This window comes from Seongchinamella sediminis (genome assembly GCF_003457605.1).
In the GTDB taxonomy this organism is placed as follows: domain Bacteria; phylum Pseudomonadota; class Gammaproteobacteria; order Pseudomonadales; family Halieaceae; genus Halioglobus; species Halioglobus sediminis.
On record NZ_QRAN01000017.1, the window covers coordinates 47,688 to 67,714 of the forward strand.

19 protein-coding genes are annotated in these 20,027 nt (G+C 64.3%); 10 read left to right on the plus strand and 9 right to left on the minus strand.

Going from position 1 to position 20,027, the window contains the following annotated elements; genetic code table 11:
• Window positions 1–94 precede the first annotated feature (94 nt).
• The 6 genes from lptM (at window position 95) to DWB85_RS14815 (ending at window position 4,749) form a co-directional block, all read left to right on the plus strand.
• Window positions 95–244 (plus strand): LPS translocon maturation chaperone LptM, encoded by a 150-nt coding sequence (gene lptM, locus DWB85_RS14790; RefSeq protein ID WP_117956178.1) that lies wholly within the window; start codon window positions 95–97, stop codon window positions 242–244.
• Between the two features lie 16 nt (window positions 245–260).
• Window positions 261–1,511: a diaminopimelate decarboxylase gene (gene lysA, locus DWB85_RS14795; protein WP_117956278.1), complete on the plus strand. Its 1,251-nt coding sequence runs from the start codon at window positions 261–263 to the stop codon at window positions 1,509–1,511.
• A 2-nt stretch (window positions 1,512–1,513) separates the two neighbouring features.
• Window positions 1,514–2,344 carry a diaminopimelate epimerase gene (gene dapF / locus DWB85_RS14800; RefSeq protein ID WP_117956180.1) on the plus strand — a complete coding sequence of 277 codons (831 nt, stop codon included), beginning with the start codon at window positions 1,514–1,516 and terminating at the stop codon, window positions 2,342–2,344.
• 61 nt (window positions 2,345–2,405) lie between these two features.
• A complete protein-coding gene (locus DWB85_RS14805) occupies window positions 2,406–3,092 on the plus strand; it encodes a DUF484 family protein (RefSeq protein ID WP_117956183.1) in 687 nt (228 codons plus the stop codon).
• 6 nt (window positions 3,093–3,098) lie between these two features.
• Window positions 3,099–4,016 (plus strand): tyrosine recombinase XerC, encoded by a 918-nt coding sequence (gene xerC, locus DWB85_RS14810; RefSeq protein ID WP_117956185.1) that lies wholly within the window; start codon window positions 3,099–3,101, stop codon window positions 4,014–4,016.
• Window positions 4,017–4,041: 25 nt separating this feature from the next.
• Complete coding sequence (locus DWB85_RS14815; protein ID WP_117956187.1) at window positions 4,042–4,749, plus strand: HAD family hydrolase; 708 nt, start codon at window positions 4,042–4,044, stop codon at window positions 4,747–4,749.
• Window positions 4,750–4,798: 49 nt separating this feature from the next.
• Here the strand turns inward: DWB85_RS14815 and DWB85_RS14820 are convergent, their stop codons facing one another.
• From DWB85_RS14820 to DWB85_RS14855, 8 genes are all read right to left on the minus strand, one after another.
• Window positions 4,799–5,137 carry a P-II family nitrogen regulator gene (locus tag DWB85_RS14820; protein WP_117956189.1) on the minus strand — a complete coding sequence of 113 codons (339 nt, stop codon included), beginning with the start codon at window positions 5,135–5,137 and terminating at the stop codon, window positions 4,799–4,801.
• 66 nt (window positions 5,138–5,203) lie between these two features.
• Window positions 5,204–6,247 carry an efflux RND transporter periplasmic adaptor subunit gene (locus DWB85_RS14825; protein ID WP_117956279.1) on the minus strand — a complete coding sequence of 348 codons (1,044 nt, stop codon included), beginning with the start codon at window positions 6,245–6,247 and terminating at the stop codon, window positions 5,204–5,206.
• A gap of 2 nt (window positions 6,248–6,249) precedes the next feature.
• Window positions 6,250–9,558, minus strand: coding sequence for an efflux RND transporter permease subunit (locus DWB85_RS14830; RefSeq protein WP_205422753.1), 3,309 nt, complete (start codon window positions 9,556–9,558; stop codon window positions 6,250–6,252).
• 21 nt (window positions 9,559–9,579) lie between these two features.
• Complete coding sequence (locus DWB85_RS14835) at window positions 9,580–9,783, minus strand: YgaP family membrane protein (protein ID WP_117956191.1); 204 nt, start codon at window positions 9,781–9,783, stop codon at window positions 9,580–9,582.
• A gap of 2 nt (window positions 9,784–9,785) precedes the next feature.
• Window positions 9,786–10,118, minus strand: coding sequence for an ArsR/SmtB family transcription factor (locus tag DWB85_RS14840; RefSeq protein ID WP_205422754.1), 333 nt, complete (start codon window positions 10,116–10,118; stop codon window positions 9,786–9,788).
• 169 nt (window positions 10,119–10,287) lie between these two features.
• Window positions 10,288–11,520 (minus strand): ammonium transporter, encoded by a 1,233-nt coding sequence (locus DWB85_RS14845; RefSeq protein WP_117956193.1) that lies wholly within the window; start codon window positions 11,518–11,520, stop codon window positions 10,288–10,290.
• 28 nt (window positions 11,521–11,548) lie between these two features.
• A complete protein-coding gene (gene glnK / locus DWB85_RS14850) occupies window positions 11,549–11,887 on the minus strand; it encodes a P-II family nitrogen regulator (protein ID WP_117956195.1) in 339 nt (112 codons plus the stop codon).
• Window positions 11,888–11,950: 63 nt separating this feature from the next.
• On the minus strand, window positions 11,951–12,685 hold the full coding sequence (locus DWB85_RS14855) for a TorF family putative porin (RefSeq protein WP_117956198.1): 735 nt from the start codon (window positions 12,683–12,685) through the stop codon (window positions 11,951–11,953).
• Window positions 12,686–13,017: 332 nt separating this feature from the next.
• Between DWB85_RS14855 and DWB85_RS14860 the strand changes: the two genes are divergently transcribed.
• The 4 genes from DWB85_RS14860 (at window position 13,018) to DWB85_RS14875 (ending at window position 17,799) form a co-directional block, all read left to right on the plus strand.
• A complete protein-coding gene (locus DWB85_RS14860; protein WP_239017343.1) occupies window positions 13,018–13,299 on the plus strand; it encodes an accessory factor UbiK family protein in 282 nt (93 codons plus the stop codon).
• 44 nt (window positions 13,300–13,343) lie between these two features.
• Window positions 13,344–14,831: a YifB family Mg chelatase-like AAA ATPase gene (locus DWB85_RS14865; RefSeq protein WP_117956202.1), complete on the plus strand. Its 1,488-nt coding sequence runs from the start codon at window positions 13,344–13,346 to the stop codon at window positions 14,829–14,831.
• Between the two features lie 167 nt (window positions 14,832–14,998).
• Complete coding sequence (locus DWB85_RS14870; protein ID WP_117956204.1) at window positions 14,999–16,246, plus strand: cytochrome P450; 1,248 nt, start codon at window positions 14,999–15,001, stop codon at window positions 16,244–16,246.
• 62 nt (window positions 16,247–16,308) lie between these two features.
• Window positions 16,309–17,799 carry a carboxypeptidase M32 gene (locus DWB85_RS14875; protein WP_117956206.1) on the plus strand — a complete coding sequence of 497 codons (1,491 nt, stop codon included), beginning with the start codon at window positions 16,309–16,311 and terminating at the stop codon, window positions 17,797–17,799.
• Window positions 17,800–17,848: 49 nt separating this feature from the next.
• Here the strand turns inward: DWB85_RS14875 and DWB85_RS14880 are convergent, their stop codons facing one another.
• Window positions 17,849–20,005: a 3-hydroxyacyl-CoA dehydrogenase NAD-binding domain-containing protein gene (locus DWB85_RS14880; protein ID WP_117956208.1), complete on the minus strand. Its 2,157-nt coding sequence runs from the start codon at window positions 20,003–20,005 to the stop codon at window positions 17,849–17,851.
• Window positions 20,006–20,027: the final 22 nt, after the last annotated feature.

Sequence of the window (20,027 nt, forward strand, 5' to 3'; positions counted from 1 at the left end):
CTCATCCAGCCTGTAACCAGCGCACATAATACGGGCTGCTCGCACGGCTTACTACCGGCAGGTATAATCCCCGCTTTTGCACCCTGGAATGCCCATGCGCTATATCGCCACTTTGACGCTGCTGGTACTGCTGGGCGGCTGCGGCCAGACTGGCCCCCTGTACCTGCCCGGCGAGGAGCCCGAGCCCCGCAGCCGCGGCAGCGCCAGCGACAACCGCGAGGAGCCCCTGCCCGAGGGCATGTAACCCTATGAGACAGAGCATGGAATATTTCCCCTATCGGGATGGCGAACTGCACGCCGAGAACACCCCTGTCAGCGCGATTGCCGAGCGCTTTGACACGCCCTGCTACGTGTATTCCCGAGCCGCCCTGGAAAATGCCTTCCGCGAATACCAGCAGGCCCTGGCGGGCTGCGATCACCTGATCTGTTACGCAGTGAAAGCCAACTCCAACCTGGCGGTACTCGATACCCTCGCCCGCCTGGGTGCCGGCTTCGACATTGTCTCCCTCGGTGAACTGGAACGGGTGGTTGCCGCCGGTGGCGACCCCGGCAAAATCGTGTTTTCCGGGGTCGGCAAGAAGCCCCTGGAAATGGCGCGGGCGCTGGAACTGGATATCGCCTGTTTCAACCTGGAGTCGGCGGCGGAACTGGAGGTGCTGGCGGGCGTGGCGGCCCAGCTGGCAAAGACAGCCCGCGTGTCGGTGCGGGTGAACCCCGACGTGGACGCCAATACCCACCCCTACATCTCCACCGGGCTCAAGGAGAACAAGTTCGGCGTCACCATGGATGAGGCCCTGGCGGTGTACCGGCGGGCCGCGGAACTGCCGTTCATCGAGGTGGTGGGCGTCGACTGCCACATTGGCTCCCAGCTGACCCAGATCAGCCCCTTCATCGACGCCCTCCAACGCCTGCTGGCGCTGGTGGACACCCTGGCGGATGAGGGCATTGCGCTGCGTCACCTGGACCTCGGCGGTGGCCTCGGCGTCTGCTACCAGGACGAGCAGCCGCCAACGATCGCCGACTACATCGCCGCGCTGCGCGCGGAACTGGGGGAGCGGCCGCTCACCCTGGTATTTGAACCCGGACGCTCGATTGCCGCCAATGCCGGCCTGCTGCTCACCCGGGTGGAGTACCTGAAAAGAACCCCGGAACACAATTTCGCCCTGGTGGACGCCGCCATGAACGACATGCTGCGCCCGGCCCTCTACCAGGCCTGGATGGATATTCGCACGACCCAGGAGCAGGTCGACGCGGCGGTCGAATGCTGGGACGTGGTGGGCCCGGTCTGCGAAACCGGCGACTTTCTCGGCAAGCAGCGCCAGCTGGCCCTCCGCCAGGGCGACCTGCTGGCGCTGTCGGGTGCCGGGGCCTACGGCTTTACCATGAGTTCCAATTACAACAGCCGGCCGCGGGCCGCCGAAGTCATGGTCGACGGCGACGCCGTTCACCTGGTGCGGGAGCGGGAGTCCCTGGCTGATATCATACGCGGTGAGCACCGCCTGCCGAACTGACCATGCTACTGAAATTCACCAAAATGCACGGCGCGGGCAATGACTTTGTGGTCATCGACCTGATCAGCCAGCGCTGCAAGCTGCGTTCCCGCGACATCCGCAAACTGGCGGACCGTCACTTTGGCGTGGGTTGCGATCAGGTGCTGGTGGTGGAGCCCCCGGGCAGCCCGGATGTCGACTTCCGCTACCGGATTTACAACGCCGATGGCGGCGAAGTGGAGCAGTGCGGTAATGGCGCCCGCTGTTTCGCCCGCTTTGTGCGCGATAAAAAGCTGACCAACAAGCGGCTTATTACGGTGGAAACCGCCGCCGGCGTGATCGAGCTGCGGATGCGCGACAATCACCGGGTCGAGGTCAACATGGGCGCCCCGGCGCTGACCCCCGCGGATATTCCCTTCGACGCGGCGCAGCAGGCAGAGAGCTATTCCCTGGAGGTGGGCGACCACAACCTGGAAATCGGCGCCGTCTCCATGGGCAACCCCCACGCGATTACCCGGGTGGACGAGGTGGCCGCGGTGGATATCGGGCACCTGGGGCCATTGATCGAGAATCACCCCCGCTTCCCCGAGCGGGTCAACGCCGGTTTTATGGAGCTGGTGTCCGACAGCGAAATTAACCTGCGGGTCTTCGAGCGCGGCGTCGGCGAGACCCTGGCCTGCGGCACCGGCGCCTGCGCCGCGGTTGTGTACGGATTATCCCGCGGCTGGCTGCGCGATACCGTGACAGTTAATCTTCCTGGCGGTAAGCTGTCCATATCGTGGGCCGGCCCGGGCCAGCCCGTGATCATGACCGGCCCCACCGCATCGGTATTCGAGGGCACGATAAGAATTTGAGGCGGCCAGCGCCTCTTTCCGGGCACGGCTGACGCCGCCGGCAGACCAGGGGAGAAAAACCATGTCTAATGATCAGGCCGAGGCGCTTGCCGCCGTGCCGCAACTCAGCGATGAGCAGGTGCGCGACTACCTCAAGCACAACGGTGACTTCCTGCAGCGCAATCCGGACATGCTGGATCACCTGCACATATCCCATGCCTCCGGCAGCGCCGTATCCCTGGTGGAAAAGCAGGTCAGCGTGCTGCGCGAGCGCAACATCGACATGCGCCACCGGCTCGCCACCCTGACCAGAAACGCCCGCGACAATGACCTGCTCTACGAGCAGACCCGCCGCCTGGTGCTGGCGCTGCTGGACGCCGACAGCGTCGAGGCGCTGTACGCGGCGTTCATGGACGCCATGAACAGCGATTTCAAGGTCGGCTACGCCAGTATGATCCTGTTCGGCGCAGCTGAAGCCGGCCAGGCCTGCCGCATCGAGCCCGAGGAAAAGGCCAGGGGCGAGATCGGCGCGCTGCTGCAGGGGCGCAAGCCGGTGTGCGGCGTGCTGCGCAAGGAAGAACTCGCCTACCTGTTCCCGGATGCCGGCGAGGTCGGCTCGGCGGCGCTGATGCCACTGGCCAACGGCGCGGCGCTGGGGCTGATTGCGGTGGGCAGCGCCGACGCCAACCGCTACAGCAGTACCATGGGCACCCTGTTCCTCACCCATATCGCCGATGTCATTGTCCGCCTCCTGCCGCGACTCCGGTAAACGGGTGTGAGCACCCCCCTGGCGGACGACTGCGCAGCGTTTATCGATTACCTGCGGGACGTGCGCCAGCTGTCGCCGCACACGCTGGACAACTACCGGCGCGATCTCGCCTCCCTGCAGCAGTACTGCGAAAGCAACAAGCGGTCCAGCGCCCGCGACCTCGACGAGGCGGATATTCGCGCCTGGGTCAGCCTGCTGCATCGCCGCGGCCTGGCGGGCAGCAGCATCCAGCGCAGCCTGTCGGCGACGCGTTCCTTTTTCAACTACCTGGGCCGGGTAAATGGCCATCCGCGCAATCCCGCCGCCAGCGTACAGGCCCCGCGCAAACCCCGGAAACTGCCGCGCACCCTGGACGCCGACCAGGTGGACCGCTACCTGCAGTTTGCCGACCAGGGGCCGACCGCGTTGCGGGACCGGGCCATGGCAGAACTGTTTTACTCCTCGGGCCTGCGGCTGGCCGAACTGAGCTCGGTCAATATCGACGATATCGACCGCAGCGCCCGCCTGCTGACCGTAACCGGCAAGGGCAACAAGACCCGCACCGTACCCGTGGGCAAGGCCGCGCTGGACGCCATCGACCAGTGGCTCAGTGTGCGCCCGCAAGCAGCGAGCGACGGTGATGATGCCGCCAGGGCCCTGTTCACCAGCAACCGTGGCCAGCGCATCAGTGTGCGCAACATCCAGGCCCGGCTGAAGCTGCAGGGGCGTAAATCCGGCATGCACCAGGACGTGCACCCGCACATGTTGCGGCACTCCTTCGCCAGCCACATGCTGGAATCCTCCGGCGACCTGCGGGCGGTGCAGGAACTGCTGGGGCACGCCAATATCTCCACCACCCAGATATACACCCACCTTGACTTCCAGCACCTGGCCAAGGTGTACGACGCCGCCCACCCCCGGGCGCGGCGGCGCAAGCGCGACTAGTCTCCTGACCGGGTAATTCGCTGACATGGCCATCAAGGTAATCACTTTCGACCTGGACAACACCCTCTGGGATGTGGACCCGGCCCTCATCCGCGCCGAGGAAGCCCAGCGCCGCTGGCTGCTGGAACACCGCCCCGGGGCCATTGAGAACTACGATCACCAGGGACTGTGGGAATTCAAGAAGTCACTGTGGCAGCGCCACCCGGAGCTGCTGCACAATGTCAGCGCCATGCGCCGGCAAATGCTGCTGGAACTGCAGCTGGCTGCCGGCTACCCGCAGCACCAGGCACTGGACGGGGCCAGGCAGGCCTTCGATGTGTTTCTCAATGAACGCCACCGGGTACAACTCTACGAGCAGGCGCTGGACGTACTGGGGCGACTGGCCAGCCAGTTCAGCCTTGGGGCCCTGACCAACGGCAATGCCGATATCTACAAGACCGACGCCGGGGAGTATTTCGACTTCGCCTTTCTGGCGGAGGAATGTGGCGCCAGCAAACCGGCGCCGGACATGTTTCACGCCGCCATTGCAAGGTCCGGGGCCGCCGCCCACGAGATCGTCCACGTCGGCGACAACCCCGAGCACGATATCAGGGGGGCACTGGAGGTCGGCATGTACACCGTGTGGATAAACCTGAAGCGGGAACCCTGGCCCGGCGGCCCGCAGGCCCACCAGGAAGTCAACGAGCTGGCGCAGCTGCCGGACGCTATCACCGCCATCCAGGCACTGCCCTGAGCCTCACCGCGCTGTTTGCCAGCGCTCCGGCGGGCCGGGTGACCAGGCCCTAGATGGCGTCCTCGCCGGTTTCCCCGGTGCGGATACGAATCACCTGCTCGAGATCGGAAATAAATATTTTGCCATCGCCGATCTTGCCGCTGTTGGCGGTATTGGTGATGGCCTCGATGGCGCTCTCCACATCGCCGTCGGCCACGGCGATTTCCAGCTTCACCTTGGGCAGGAAATCAACCACGTACTCCGCGCCCCGGTACAGCTCGGTGTGGCCCTTCTGGCGGCCGAACCCCTTGACCTCGGTAACGGTGATTCCCTGAACGCCAATCTGCGACAGGGCGGCGCGAACATCGTCCAGCTTGAACGGTTTGATGACGGCGGTTACCAGTTTCATGTGCGGGCTCTCCTTGAGTGGGCGACTAATCATAACCAAGAGTATATGGCGGCACAAACACGGCGCTCACTGCGGTGGCATTATCCTGTCGCCGGGAGCGACCCCGGAAATCACTTCTACCCTGCCCTCCCCGTCGGGCTGGCCGAGGCGGACGAACCGCCTGACCACCCCCGCCTCGGCGGCGACCCAGACCACATTCAGCTGGCCCACTTCCGCCACCCGGTCCTCGGGCACCAGCATGCGGCTGCGCTCGCCCGCGGGCACCTGGACCCGGGCGTACATGCCGGGCAGCAGGTCGCGCCCCGCCGGCAGCGAGGCCTTGATCAGGAAGTTCCTGGCGCCGGGATCGGCGGCGGGCACGATTTCCTCGATGGTGGCGGCGTAGGACTTCTGCGCCGAGGGCACGTCCACCTGCAGCACCTGCCCCGTTTGCAGCGCCAGCGCCAGCTGTTCCCGCACCCGGGCCTCCACCCACAGGGAGAAAGGATTGTACAGGGACAGCAATTTGCTTCCCGGAGAGGCGGTATCACCGGGCTCGGCAAAACGGTCAACCACCCTGCCGGCGATCGGCGAGCGGATTTCGCTGAAACCAACAGCAGCCTGGGCCTCTTCCAGCGCCTGGCGCGCCGACGACAGGTCAGCCTGCAGTGACGCGGCGTCAGCACGGGCCGCATCGCGGTCGGCAACCGCGATCAGCCCGCGCTGGTGCAGTTCCTCGGCCCGTTTCAGGTTCTGCTTCGCCTCCCGCAACCGCGCTTCCACCGAGCGTACCCGGTCAGCGGCCTGCCGGGCCCGGGCCTCGAGGTCGGTTTTTTCCAGCTCCAGCAGCAGCTGGCCCTGTTCCACGTAATCACCGGCGCGAACATGAATCCGGGTAATCCGTGCCAGCAGGCGGGAGGAGATAATCGTCGCCTCCCGGGCTTCCACCGAGGCGGGCAGGCTCTCGCTGACTCCGCCCCGGACCAGTTCGACAGCGACCGCGGCGGAGTCATCCACCGCCGCGGGTGTGGCGATACCGGGCTCTATCTTGTCATCGAAGTACCCCGCCATCAGTGCCACCAGCAACAGCAGGCCGATGATTGCCACCACGGGCAGCAGCAGTTTTTTCATGATCACACGTCCTCTGGCGGCGCGCTTGCGGCCGCCGCCTGCAGCTCAGGTTTATCGAACACCAGCAGATAGACAATCGGCACCACGACCAGGGTAAAGGCGGTGGAGGCGACGATGCCGAAGATAATCGCCAGCGCCAGTCCGGCAAACACCGGGTCCAGGGTAATGATCAGGTTGCCGAGCAGGGTGGTACCGGCGGTCAGCAGCACCGGCCGCATCCGCACCGAGCCCGCCTGCAGCAGGGCATCGCGGATTGAGGCGCCGGCCTCCCTGGCCTGGGAGATGAACTCCACCAGGATCAGCGAGTTGCGCACCACAATACCGGCCAGCGCTATCATGCCGATCATTGCCGTGGCCGTGAACAGCACCGGTTCCGGCGCCCCGGCGATCCAGCGCTCGCCAAACTGGTTCATCAACCAGAAGCCGGGCATGATGCCAATCACCGTCAACGGAATCGACAGCATGATAATCAGCGACAGGGAGCTCGACGCTGTCTGCACCCGCAGCACGAAAAAGATGGCCAGCAACGCAAAAGCGTAACCCAGGCCCATGTCGCGGAACACGTCCTTGGTAATGCGCCACTCACCCTCCCCGGTCCACTGGACGTCGGTACCCTCGGGCAGCGACCAGCCGTCGCCGGCACCACTGCTGAGGAAGGTGCGGTCCTGCCAGTCATCGCCAGCGCCGGGCGCCGCGCCCATGTCGGCGTGGACATCGGCAATAATCTCGGCGGGTGTGCGCCCGTTCAGCTCCGCCATCACGTAGACCACCGGACGCAAGTCCTTGCGATGGATCATGGTGTCGGCGGGGCCATGCTCGAAATCGCCCAGTTCCCCGATTGCCGCCAGCGGCTGGGGCGCCACCTCCAGGCCCTGGGCGGTGGTCGACTTGGCCACTCCCTGCCGGCCCCTGACCAGCAGGCGTTTGAAATCATGCTCGGACAAGCGGTGCCGGGGATCCAGGCGCAACTCCATGGGCAGCGGACGGGCTTCGCGCTCCAGCTGCAGGTAGCCCGCCACATAGCCCTCATTGGCCATGGCCAGGGTTTGCGCCACATCATCGGCGGCAATTCCGGACAGCGCCGCCTTCTGCCGGTCGGTAACGAAGCGCCGCCGCTCGCGGTCGGCTTCCATGGTGGAGTCGATTTCCACCACGTGGGCCTCGCGGCCCAGGCGCTCCATCAGCGCGCGGGCGGCCTCTTTCTGGGTCTCGTAGGGGGTGAGGGCATCCGCGTAGATTTCTGCCACCAGGGTACTGAGTACCGGCGGGCCGGGGGGAACTTCCACCACTTTCACGCTGATCCCGCCGCGGTTAAACGGCTCCAGTAACTGCCGCAGCCGCAGCACCAGGCCGTGGGACTGGTGCTCGCGCCGGGTTTTGTCGGCCAGGGTGATCCGCAGGTCGCCCAGGTGTGGCCCGATGCGCTGGTAGTAGCGGCGCACCATGCCGTTGAAGTCAATCGCCGAGGGTACGCCGACAAACGCGGCCACCGCCTGCACTTCCGGCACCCGGGTCACTGTCTCGGCCACCTCGCGCGCCAGGGCCGCGGTCTGCTCCAGGCTGGCGCTCTCGGGCATATCGATCAACACCTGCACTTCGTTCTTGTTGTCGAAGGGCAGCAGCTTCAGCGGCACCAGCCGGAATACCGGTAGCGCGGCGGTGACCAGGAACAGCCCCAGCACCGCCCACAGGACCAGTTTGGCCAGCTTGCGGTTATCCAATAGCGGCGCCATGAACCGGGCATAGGGGCCTTCGCTGACACTGGTCACCTGCGCCACGGGCTGCGCCTGCAGCAGGCGGCTGGCCAGCCAGGGAGTCACCAGGAAGGCCACCAGGGTAGAAGTAATCACGCTGGCGGGCACGTTGAAGGCCATAGGCGCCATGTAGGGGCCCATCATGCCGGTAATGCCCGCCAGCGGCAGGAAGGCGAAGATAATGGTGACGGTGGACAGGATCAGCGGGATGCGGATTTCCGCCATGGCGGCCACCACCCGGTCGCCGACGGAGAGATCGCCACGGCCCATAAAGCGGGAAATGTTATCGACGCCGGTAATGGGGTCGTCCACCAGCAGGCCCAGGGAGAGAATCAGGGCAAACAGGGTGACCCGGTTGATGGTGTAGCCCAGGGCCATGTCCAGGGCCAGGGTAATGCCATAACAAATGGGCACCGCCAGGCCCACCACCAGCGCCGGCCGCCAGCCGAGGAAGACGCCGATAAACACCACCACGGTAAAAATGGCGAAGCCCAGGCTGGTACTGAGGTTGTTGACCTTCTCATCGGCGGTCTGGCCGTAGTCGCGCAGCACTTCCACCTGTACTTCCGGTGGCAGCAGTTCACGCTGCATTCTGCCCATGGCCTGGTGCACGGCCTCGGCCACCGACACCGCGTTGGAGCCGCGCTGCTTGGCCACCGAGATGGCCACCATCGGCCGGTCGCTGGCGGCGCCCCGCGGGTGCTGGGGTGCGAAGCCGATCCAGGTATAGCTCTCCGCCTCGGCGGGACCGTCCACCACCCGGGCCACATCGCGCAGGTATACCGGGGCGCCGTCGACGACGTTCACCACCAGGCCCTGCAGTTCACCCACGCTGCGGATCACATCGCCGGCCTCCAGCAGCACCGAGCCATTGCTCACGGTCAAACCACCGGCGTCACGCAGCACATTGGAAACCGACAGGGCCATGACCACGTCCTGGGCGGTGGTATTGCGGGCACCCATGCTTTCCGGATCGATCAGGATGCGCACCGTGCGCGGCCGGCCGCCGATCACGTTGACTTCGCTGGTGGCGGGGATGGCCTGCAGGAAGGTGGACACTTCATCCGCCAGCCGGCGCAGCTCGAAGTCGTCGTAACGCTGCGGGTCCTCGCTCCACAGCGCCAGCATCACAATGGGCACGTCGTCCACTTCCACCGGCCGCAACATCCAGTTGCTGACCACCGGCGGCATTCGATGCTGGTTGGAATAGAGCTTGTTATAGGTGTTGAGCAGCGAGTCCTCGCGGTCCTCCCCGACATGGAAACGCAGGGTGGCGGTGGCGCTGCCCGCCGCCGCGGTGGAGTACACATGCTCCACCCCCGGAATCTGCGCCAGCAGCTTCTCCAGCGGGATAACTACCTGACGCTCAACCTGGCGCGCGCTGAGACCGGGCGCCTGGACAATTACATCCACCATCGGCACCACAATCTGGGGCTCTTCCTCGCGGGGGGTGAAAGTCAGCGCGAGCACGCCGGCCAGCAGGCCGACGACGAAGATCAGCTTCGGCAGTCCGCCGCCCAGGGAATAGCCGACCAGCCGATCAACGGGATGGATCATAGGGGCTTGCTCCCTGACGGATTACTGGAAAGCGCAACCCGGTTGCTTGCCAAATTTGCGCAGGATCAGGGCCAGCGGGCAAAAGCCGGTAAACGCCGCCTGCAGCAGGTTGGCACCGACAAAGGCGGTAAACCACAGCCAGTACAGCGAATGTAGCTGGCTCAAGGCCAGGCTCGCCAGAATAAACAAGCCGGCAATGGCAAATACGAGTCTGTCTATATTCATCGCTACTCTCCCTGTTCAGAATCGGCAGTGACGGCGCCATCGGCGCAGTAAATCCGGTGCAACGCCTCCAGCATGATCTGCGCCTTGCCATCACTGATAGCGTAGAAGATGCGCTGTGCCTCCCGCCGCGTGGTCACCAGCCCGCCATCGCGCAGCCGGGCCAGGTGCTGTGACAGCGCCGATTGCCCGAGCCCGGTCAGGGCCTCGAGTTCACCCACGGTGTGTTCCCGGGTGACCAGCGCGCACAGCACCAGCAGGCGCCCGGGATGGGACAGGTCCTTGAGCAATTCAGCGGCGGACCCCGCATTTTGCTGCATCAGTGAAACATCAAGCACTGCGCACTCCTACATAAGAATTTACTTATATAAGATATCTCTTATATAAGTCAAGAATCATCTGCCCGGGCGAGGGGCAATTATGGTGCTCGCGGCAGATTAAAAAAAGGGGGGCCGAAAGGCCCCCCAAAACACGCATCACTACAATGCGCCCGCAAGACGGTGGTGCTTACTGGTTGGCGAACTCGGGGTAGGCCTCCATGCCGCACTCTGCCAGGTCGACGCCTTCGTACTCTTCCTCTTCGCTGACCCGGATACCGATCAGCATCTTCAGCACGAACCAGACGATGAAGCTGGTGACAAACACCCAGGTAAAGATAGTGGCGGCACCGATCAGCTGGCCGCTGAAGGACGAACCGTCGTTGGTGACCGGCACCAGCAGCAGGCCCAGCAGACCCACGACACCGTGTACCGAGATGGCGCCCACCGGATCGTCGATTTTCAGCTTGTCCAGGAACACGATGGAGAACACCACCAGCACGCCGCCCAGGCCGCCGAACAGGGTTGCCTGCAGCGCGGTCGGGGTGGAGGGCTCGGCGGTAATCGCCACCAGGCCAGCCAGGGCGCCGTTGAGGGCCATGGTCAGGTCGGCCTTGCCGAACATGACCTTGGCGACCACCAGCGCGGCGATCAGGCCACCGGCAGCGGCGGCGTTGGTGTTCATGAACACGATGGCCACCGAGTTGGCGCTCTCGACGCTGGCGGTCGCCAGCACCGAGCCGCCGTTGAAGCCAAACCAGCCCATCCACAGGATGAAGGTACCCAGGGTTGCCAGCGGCAGGTTGGCACCGGGAATGGCGTTGACCTGTCCGTTGGGGCCGTACTTGCCTTTACGTGCGCCGAGCAGGATGACGCCGGCCAGGGCAGCGGCGGCGCCCGCCATGTGGACGATGCCGGAGCCGGCGAAGTCGGAGAAGCCCAGGTCGCCGAGGGTGTACATGCCGAATACAGCATTGCCGCCCCAGGTCCAGCTACCCTCCATGGGGTAGATGAAGCCGGTCATCACCACGGCGAAGGCCAGGAAGGCCCACAGTTTCATGCGCTCGGCAACCGAGCCGGAAACGATGGACATCGCCGTGGCCACAAATACCACCTGGAAGTAGAAGTCGGCTGAGGGCGCGTACGTCGCGGGCTCCTCGGCACCGGTCACGCCGTCGCCGGTGATCGACGACAGGAACCAGTCGCCGCCGTACATGATCATGTAACCGCAAATCATGTACATGGTGCAGGACACGGCGAACAAGGCCACGTTCTTGAGCAGGATTTCAGTGGTGTTCTTGGAGCGAACCAGGCCCGCCTCGAGCATGGCGAAGCCGGCGGCCATCCACATGACCAGGGCACCGCACACCAGGAAATAGAAGGTGTCCAGTGCGTACTGCAATTGAAAAATATTGTCTTCCATTGGAATACTCTCTTGTTTCAGTTCAGGATTAGATAGCTTCTTCGCCGGTTTCCCCGGTACGGATCCGGATAACCTGCTCCAACGGAGACACGAATACCTTGCCGTCGCCGATCTTGCCTGTGTTTGCGGCCTTGGTAACGGCCTCGATTGTCTGGTCGACCAGGCTGTCTGCCACCGCCACCTCGATTTTCACCTTGGGCAGGAAGTCGACCACATACTCGGCACCGCGATACAACTCGGTGTGGCCTTTCTGGCGACCAAAACCCTTGACTTCAGTCACGGTGATGCCCTGCACACCAATTTCCGACAGCGCCTCGCGCACGTCGTCCAGTTTGAAGGGCTTCACGATTGCCGTGATTAGTTTCATGTTTCTCTCCTGGTGTTTTTTTGCGGGCGCCACGGGGGCGCCCCGGGTCAGACTGGGATGCGCTTACATACTCTTGGCGATGGAAACAACCACGGTATCTTCACCCCAGTCGGTGCCGAACACGTCTTTCTTGTCCAGGTTGGTACCGACATAGGTAGCGCCGAGATCAACGCCCATCACGCTCCAGGTCAGGCCCACGGAGTAGTCGGTGTAGGAATCTTCCGCAACGCCATCGTCCCCGCAGTCAAGGAAACATCCATCATCAGTGAGGTCGTTGTAGCCCACGTGGAAGTCCAGGCTCAGGTTCTCGGCCAGGCCGAAGCTGTAGTCCGCGTAGTAATAGAAGAATGTGTCGGTTTCGCCGTAGTAGTCATCGGAGTAGGCCATGCCCAGGGTCAGATCGTGGAACGAGAAGCTGCCATACAACTCCTGGTAATCACCCTCGGCGCCGTCATCCCCGGGGTAGTCGTAGTACAGGTAGCCGACGTCAATCGCGGAGTTCTCGCCAATATCCATGCCCCAGCCGATGTAGTAATCCAGCTCCAGCGAGCCGTCGAAACCGTCATTACTGTCGAAGTCGACCGTGGAGCCCCAGGTGCCGATGTAAATGCCATTTTCAAACGCCAGGTCGAAACCACCCTGGAGGGCGATATCCTCGTCGGACTGGGAAATACCGCGGAAGCGGTAGTCACTGACCAGCGCGACGTTGGCGCTGATCTCGGCGGCCTGCACTGAGGTGGCAGTTGCACCGGCGAGCAGGGAAGCGGCGATCGCGGCGGGAAGTACTTTTTTCAACATGTCTCAAATCTCCGTGATTTGTTGGTCTGGTGTGTCAGATGCGTATGCGTCATCTCGTGACGGGCACATTGGGTGCGCAATACAAATCTGCCGGAGATACTGCAGCGGCTGTGCCAAGGTAATATTTCTCCAATAAATACAAAGAGGTAGGGTGAAAAAGCCGCTGTCGCGGAGAGCGCTGCGCACCAATTACGCACCCTGCGGCGCACCCCAACAGCGCGCAGCACCATTTTGGTGCGCAGTGGCCGCCTGCCCCGCTCACTGACCGGGCCGGGCGCTTCTGATCTGGGTAAGCCGGGCAAAACCAAGTAGAATCCTGAGCCTGTTATCGCATGCAAAGGTTCAGCACCATGGCCATCAAACCGCCACCGCCCCCCTGGGAGGTCCTACAGCAGGTCAACGATCTGGTTGGCAGCTCCGGCCTCAAGAGCGAGGTCGACAAAGGGGTCAGAACCCTGGCCCAGTCCGCCCTCGCCCGGCTCGACGTGGTCAGCCGCGAGGAGTTCGACGCCCAGGCGGAAATCCTCAAGCGCACCCGCGAGCGGGTCGTCGCCCTGGAAGCCGAACTGGAAGCCATGACCCGGGAACTGGAAGCCCTCGACCAACAGGATTGACGCCGGCCGCGGAGACGGCCCCGCATTGCGCTCAGGGAAGAGCCATGGAACTATCGATCGTCCACAGCCGGGCGCTGTCCGGCCTGTCGGCACCGCCGGTGCGGGTGGAAACCCACCTGTCCAACGGACTGCCGGCCTTCAATATCGTCGGCCTGCCGGAAACCGCGGTGCGCGAGAGCCGGGAGCGGGTGCGCAGCGCCCTGCTCAACTCCCACTTCCAGTTTCCCGACCGGCGCATCACCATCAACCTGGCGCCGGCGGACCTGCCCAAGGAAGGCGGCCGTTTCGATCTGCCCATCGCCCTGGGGATTCTGCTGGCCTCGGGCCAGCTCGAGAACCGGCTCGCCGGCAGCCACGAGTTTCTCGGCGAACTGGCCCTCGACGGCAGCCTGCAGGCGGTTCCGGGAGCGGTTTGCGCGGCCCTGGCCGCCAGCGCCTGCGGCAATACCCTGGTGGTGCCAAAACCCAACGAGAGCAACGCCAGCCAGGTGCCCGACGCCCGGGTACTGGCGGCCCCCGACCTGCTCACCCTGTGCGCCCATATCAACGGCGCCGCCCGGCTGGAACGCGCTGCCGCCGTTGCCGAGCCCGGCGAGCCGCGCTACGAGGACCTGGCGGATGTTGTCGGCCAGGCAGCGGCGCGCCGGGCGCTGGAAATTGCCGCCAGCGGGGGCCACAACCTGCTGTTCATCGGCCCGCCCGGCACCGGCAAGACCATGCTCGCCAGCCGCCTTCCCGGCATCCTGCCACCGCCGTCCCGGGAGGAATCCCTGGTCGCCCTTGCCTTGCGCGACTTCCAGGGCCAGAACGCGGTCGGCGAGGCCCTGCGCCGGCCCTTTCGCAACCCCCATCACAGCGCCAGCGCTGCCGCCCTGATCGGCGGCGGCAGGAATCCCCGCCCCGGCGAGGCCTCCCTGGCCCACGGCGGCGTGCTGTTTCTGGACGAGCTGCCGGAGTTCAACCGGCACTGCCTGGAGGTACTGCGGGAACCGCTGGAATCCGGCCAGGTCACCCTGTCGCGGGCCAGCTACAAGCAGACCTACCCCGCCGCCTTCCAGCTGATCGCCGCCATGAACCCCTGCCCCTGCGGCTACCTCGGCGACCCGCAGCGCCACTGCCGCTGCACCCCGGAGCAGATCCAGCGCTACCGCAACCGGGTGTCGGGGCCGCTGCTGGACCGCATCGACCTGCATATCCAGGTACCGCGCCAGGCCCCCGGGCTGTTGCTGGAGGCCGCCACCGGTGGCGAGGCCTCGGCGGAGGTCCGGCGCCGGGTGGGTCACTGCCGGCAGCGGCAACTGGCCCGGCAGCACTGCTGCAATGCGCGGCTGGCAACGGATGTACTGCTGGACATCTGCGCCCTTGACCGACGCCAGCGCACCGACCTCGGCGAGCTGGCCGCCCGGCTGCAACTGTCCGGGCGCGGCCTGCACCGCACCCTGCGGGTCGCCCGCACCATCGCCGACATGGAGGCCCGGGAGCGAATCTCCGGGGCCGACATCGCCGAGGCCCTGGCCTTTCGCGAAAACTGACGGATCGGTCCGGGCAGATCCCCGCCGGCGGTCCAACTGGGAATACCGCGTAACTTTTACCGCCCGCCCGCCTGTGCCAGACTTTACTAAACACTAATAGCCATTAGTCCACCCCAACGCCAGGCCCGGTCTGCGAGACCCGGTCTGCGCCACACCCGGAGATTCCCATGAGCCAATGCCCTTTCGCCAACCTGCTGGACCCGGATACCTACAAGGACGGCATGCCCTACCAGTCTTTAAAGGCGATCCGCGATGCCGGCCCCATTGTCAAACTCGAGGACCCGCTCACCGGCATCCCCTACTGGGCCGTCACCCGGATCGCCGAGCTGGACTATGTGTCCAAGCACCCGCAGCTGTTCTCTTCCGCCGCCCGCTCCGCCTTTCCCATGGAAATGGATGAGTTCACCGTGGAAATGCAGCAGAACACCATCATCAACATGGACCCGCCCCGCCACCAGAAGGTGCGGCGCATCGTCCGCAATGCCTTTACCCCCCGGCGGGTGGATTCCTACGAGGCCAATTTCCGCGAGCACGCCAAACGCATCGTCGATGCCGTGGCCGGCCGCGGCAAATGCGAGTTCGTGGAGGAGGTCGCCGCGGAACTGCCGCTGATCGCCATCCTCGACCTGCTCGGGGTACCGCTGGCCGACCGCAAGCAGTTCTTCGATTGGACCAACACCATGATCTTCGCCGACGACCCGGACATGGCCACCTCCGAGGAGGAGGCCCAGCTCGCGGCCATGGAAGTCATTGGCTACGCCATGCAGCTGGCCCACAAGCACCGCGCCGAGCCGATGAATAACATCACCAGCGCCCTGCTCGACGCCGAGCTGGACGGCGAACCGGTATCGGAAGACATGTTCGGCTGGATGTTCATCCTGATTCTGGTGGGCGGCAATGAGTCCACCCGCACGGTCATCGCCCAGGGCATGCGCCTGTTGATGGAGCACCCCGAACAGCTGCAGTACCTGGTGGACAACCCGGACAAGATCGGCAATGCGGTGGAGGAGATCCTCAGGTATAACACCGCGTTCATCGCCATGCGCCGCACGGCGACCGAGGACGTGGAAGTGGGCGGCCAGCTGATCAAGAAAGGCGACAAGGTGGTGCTGCACTACCACACCGCCAACCACGACGAGCAGGTATTCGGCGACACCGCCATGGACTTCGACGTCACCCGTGCGGAGCGCATGCCCGACCTGTACAACCAGTTGCGCTCCTTCGGCATCGGCCAGCATTTCTGTATCGGCACCCACCTGGCCCGGCTGGAGCTCAATGTCATGTTCGAGGAAATCCTGCCCCGGCTGCGTAACCCCCGCTTCAAGGGCCAGCCCGAGTATGTGCGCTCCTTTTTCGTCAACGCCATGAAGAAGATGCACATTTCCTTCGACCCGGAAACCACCAGCGCCCCCTGAACGGCACCACAAAGGCGCGCAAAGCGGCTATTATTCACTCTTCCTATACCCGGGAGTGAACAATGACCGCATACCAATCCCTGGAGGCCCTGCGCAAGCGCGTCTCCGTACTCGGCAACGCCATCGGCATACTCCACTGGGACCAGGAGACCATGATGCCCGAGGGCGTTGCCCCTGGCAGGGCCAGGGACCTGGCAGAGCTGAGCCTGATGGTCCACGAGATCGAGACCGACGAGCGCCTGCCCGACCTGCTGGCCGAGGCCGAGGCGCAGCAGGAGCAGCTCGATTCCTGGCAGCGCGCCAACCTGCGGGAGATGAGGCATCTCTACCTGCACGCCAACGCCACGCCCGCCGAGCTGGTGGAAAAAATTGTCATCGCCCGCTCCGACTCGGTCACCACCTGGAAGGACGCCCGGGCGGCCAATGACTTCAAGCGCCTGGCACCCAAACTGGACACCCTGTTCCAGCTGCAGCGCGAGGTGGCCACGATCAAGTCCGAGGCCCTGGGCGTAACGCCCTATGAAGCCCTGCTCGACGAGTATGACCCCGGTCGCCGTGAAGTGCAGGTCGATGCGCTGTTCGATGAGCTGGTGGCATTCCTGCCGGACTTTACCCGGGAAGTCATGGCCAGGCAGGTCGCCGGACCGGGGGTGATACAGCCCAGAGGCCCGTTCCCCGTCGCCGACCAGGAAAAGCTGAGCCGCGCGGTCATGGAAATCCTCGACTTCCCCTTCGACCGCGGCCGCCTGGACACCGCGGCCCACCCCTTCTCCGGCGGTGCCGAGGGCGACAATCGCATCACCACCCGCTATTCCGAGGACGATTTCACCAAGAGCCTGATGGCGGTGATTCACGAGACCGGCCACGCCCTGTACGAGGACGGCCGTCCGCACCAGTGGCGGGGCCAGCCGGTGGGCGAGAGCCGCGGCATGACCCTGCACGAGAGCCAGTCCCTGTTGCTGGAAATGCAGGCCGCCCGCTCGGAGGAATTTATTCGCTACCTGGCGCCGATCACCCGGGAAATACTCGGCGGCGACGGTCCGGCCTGGGAGGCGGACAATATCCTGCGCCTGTACCGCAAGGTGGAACCGGGGCTGATCCGGGTCTATGCCGATGAGGTGACCTACCCCCTGCACGTTATTCTGCGCTACCAGCTGGAGAAGGCGATCGTCGCCGACGAGATCAGGGTTGGCGACCTGCCTGGTGCCTGGAACGACATGATGCAGCAATACCTGGGCATTATCCCGCCCACCGACAGCGACGGCGTAATGCAGGACGTGCACTGGCCCGAGGGCCTGCTGGGCTACTTCCCCACCTACTCCCTGGGCGCGCTGGCCGCGGCACAGATTTTTGCCGCTGCCACCGAGGCAAGGCCAGAGATCCTGCCCGGATTGGGCAAGGGAGACTTAAAGCCACTCTATGGTTGGCTGGATGAGAACATCCGCAGCAAGGGCTGCCTGTATACAGCGGACGAGCTGATTGAACAGGCCACCGGTGCCCCCTTGGGCGTGGAGGCCTACAAAGCTGCTGTGCGAGCACGCTACCTGGGCTAGGCATGTCCCGCGATCGGGTCGCCCCCCCAGGGGCTGCTGCAACTGCGGGTCAGGCGAACTCTCTCCCTTCCGCCGCCATATCCAGCAGCAAGCGGGGCGGCTCGAAGCTTTCCCCGTAGCTGGCCGCCAGTTCCCTGGCGCGCTCGGCAAAGGCGGCCACCCCGTAGGCGTTCACGCATTGGTATACACCGCCGGTATGAGGCGGGAAGCCTATACCCATGATGGAGCCGATGTTGCCATCAGCCACCGAGGTCAGAGTGCCCTCCTCCATGATACGAATGGCCTCCAGCACCTGGGAGAACAACAGGCGGTCCTTGACGTCCTGGTAGGGAATGTCCACATAACCGTCGGCGGCAAACAAGTCCTTCAGTCCGGCCCAGGTTTTCACCTTCTTGCCCTTCTCATCGTAGTCGTAGAACCCTGCGCCCCTGGCCTGCCCTGGTCGCTTCGCCTCTTCCACCATGATCCGAATCACTTCCGACTCTGGGCGGGGCTCAGGGGTCTCGCCGCGCGCTTCAGCGTCTTCGCGCTGCTGGTTGGCCGCGTGGTAGGCGGTTTCCAGGGAAATGGTATCCAGTGTTTCCAGCGGCCCCATAGGCGAGCCGTTAAAGGACGCGCCGTTCTCGATCAGGGCAGGGTTTACACCCTCTGCGAGCATACGCTGGCCCTGGGTAATGGTCTGGCCAATCACCCGGGTGGTGAAGAAGCCGGGGGCGTCCTTGACCACGATGGGCTTCTTGCCCAGCTTCTGCGCCAGGTCGAAAGCCCAGGCCAGGCACTCGTCAGAGGTCTGCTCACCGGTGATGATTTCCACCAGGGGCATCTTTTCCGCCGGGGAGAAAAAGTGCATGCCGATAAAGTTTTGTGGCCGCACCGAGGCCTCGGCAAGTTCGGTGATTGGCAGGGCTGAAGTATTCGACGCCACAATCGCGTTCTCACCCAGTACTGCCTCGGTCTCCCGGGTAACAGTCGCCTTGACTTCGCGGTTCTCAAATACCGCCTCAATCACCAGCTCACAGTCCGCCAGGTCGGCAGCCTCAGCGGTGGGATGAATCCGGCCCAGTATTTCACTGGCCTGCGCCTCGTCGATGCGACGATTTTTCTCACAGGCGGAGGCAGCGTAGGCCTTGCCCTTGTCAGCGTTCTCCTGGTTGAGGTCCTTGAGTACAACCTCGATACCGACCCTGGCCGCGGCAAAGGCAATACCCGCACCCATGACGCCGGCGCCAAGAATGCCCAGCTTTTTCACGTCGGTCTTGTCGATCCCGCTGGGTCGGGAGGCACCCGCATCCAGGGCGTTCATCTGCACGAAGAACGTGGTCATCATGTTGCGCGAGACCTGGTCCAGCAGCAGGCGCTGGAAGTAGCGCGACTCGATCCTGTGGGCGGTGTCGTAATCCACTCGGGCCGTGTCGATCACCGCGGCGATAATGACCTGCGGGGCAGTCATATTGCCCTTGGTCTGGTTCATCACATTGACCGGGCCGAAGTAGGTCAGGCCCCGGGTGGACTCGTCGTCAGGACCGCCACCGGGAATACGGTAGCCCGGTGCTTCCCAGGGCTGCCTGGCTTCCGGATTGGCCTTGATCCAGGCCCTGGCCCTGGCGGCCATCTCGTCCTCATCGGCCGCCAGCTCGTGAATCAAGCCTTTCTCCAGGGCTTGTTCCGCAAGCAATTGCTTGCCCTGGGAAATCAGGGTCAGCGCTTCCTGCATGCCCAGCATGCGCACCATGCGCACAATACCCCCGGCACCGGGCAACAGGCCCAGCATGGCCTCGGGGAGACCCACCTTCACCCTGGGACTGTCCAGCGCGATACGGTGGTGGCAGGCCAGGGCGATCTCGTAACCGCCACCCAGGGCGGGGCCGTTAATGCCCACAGCCACCGGCACACCCAGGCGCTCAATGCGCGCCAGAGGTTCCTTGGCATCCAGCAGCCCCTGGTACATCTCCTCCCGCTCCTCCTGGGAGGGATCAAGATCCATTTCCAGCATCATGGTGATATCGCCGCCGGCGAAAAACTGTCCCGGCTTGCCGCTGCGAATGTACAGGCCCTTGAGCTCATCGCCCATGGCCTCCAGTTCGTCCAGGGCCTTCGGCATGGCTTCGGCGTACTCCTCGCCCATCACGTTAACGGTTTTGCCGTCCTGGTCGAAGATCAGGTCGACAATGCCATCGGCATCTTTTTCCAGTCGAATGTAACTCATAGGTTTTACTCCAATCCTGTCT

Bases quoted from the DNA above. Each gene is read 5' to 3' on its own strand.
- lptM (WP_117956178.1), top strand. From the start codon at position 95: ATGCGCTATATCGCCACTTTGACGCTGCTGGTACTGCTGGGCGGCTGC.
- lysA (WP_117956278.1), top strand. From the start codon at position 261: ATGGAATATTTCCCCTATCGGGATGGCGAACTGCACGCCGAGAACACC.
- dapF (WP_117956180.1), top strand. From the start codon at position 1,514: ATGCTACTGAAATTCACCAAAATGCACGGCGCGGGCAATGACTTTGTG.
- DWB85_RS14805 (WP_117956183.1), top strand. From the start codon at position 2,406: ATGTCTAATGATCAGGCCGAGGCGCTTGCCGCCGTGCCGCAACTCAGC.
- DWB85_RS14815 (WP_117956187.1), top strand. From the start codon at position 4,042: ATGGCCATCAAGGTAATCACTTTCGACCTGGACAACACCCTCTGGGAT.
- DWB85_RS14820 (WP_117956189.1), bottom strand. From the start codon at position 5,137: ATGAAACTGGTAACCGCCGTCATCAAACCGTTCAAGCTGGACGATGTT.
- DWB85_RS14825 (WP_117956279.1), bottom strand. From the start codon at position 6,247: ATGAAAAAACTGCTGCTGCCCGTGGTGGCAATCATCGGCCTGCTGTTG.
- DWB85_RS14830 (WP_205422753.1), bottom strand. From the start codon at position 9,558: ATGATCCATCCCGTTGATCGGCTGGTCGGCTATTCCCTGGGCGGCGGA.
- DWB85_RS14835 (WP_117956191.1), bottom strand. From the start codon at position 9,783: ATGAATATAGACAGACTCGTATTTGCCATTGCCGGCTTGTTTATTCTG.
- DWB85_RS14845 (WP_117956193.1), bottom strand. From the start codon at position 11,520: ATGGAAGACAATATTTTTCAATTGCAGTACGCACTGGACACCTTCTAT.
- glnK (WP_117956195.1), bottom strand. From the start codon at position 11,887: ATGAAACTAATCACGGCAATCGTGAAGCCCTTCAAACTGGACGACGTG.
- DWB85_RS14855 (WP_117956198.1), bottom strand. From the start codon at position 12,685: ATGTTGAAAAAAGTACTTCCCGCCGCGATCGCCGCTTCCCTGCTCGCC.
- DWB85_RS14860 (WP_239017343.1), top strand. From the start codon at position 13,018: ATGCAAAGGTTCAGCACCATGGCCATCAAACCGCCACCGCCCCCCTGG.
- DWB85_RS14865 (WP_117956202.1), top strand. From the start codon at position 13,344: ATGGAACTATCGATCGTCCACAGCCGGGCGCTGTCCGGCCTGTCGGCA.
- DWB85_RS14870 (WP_117956204.1), top strand. From the start codon at position 14,999: ATGAGCCAATGCCCTTTCGCCAACCTGCTGGACCCGGATACCTACAAG.
- DWB85_RS14875 (WP_117956206.1), top strand. From the start codon at position 16,309: ATGACCGCATACCAATCCCTGGAGGCCCTGCGCAAGCGCGTCTCCGTA.
- DWB85_RS14880 (WP_117956208.1), bottom strand. From the start codon at position 20,005: ATGAGTTACATTCGACTGGAAAAAGATGCCGATGGCATTGTCGACCTG.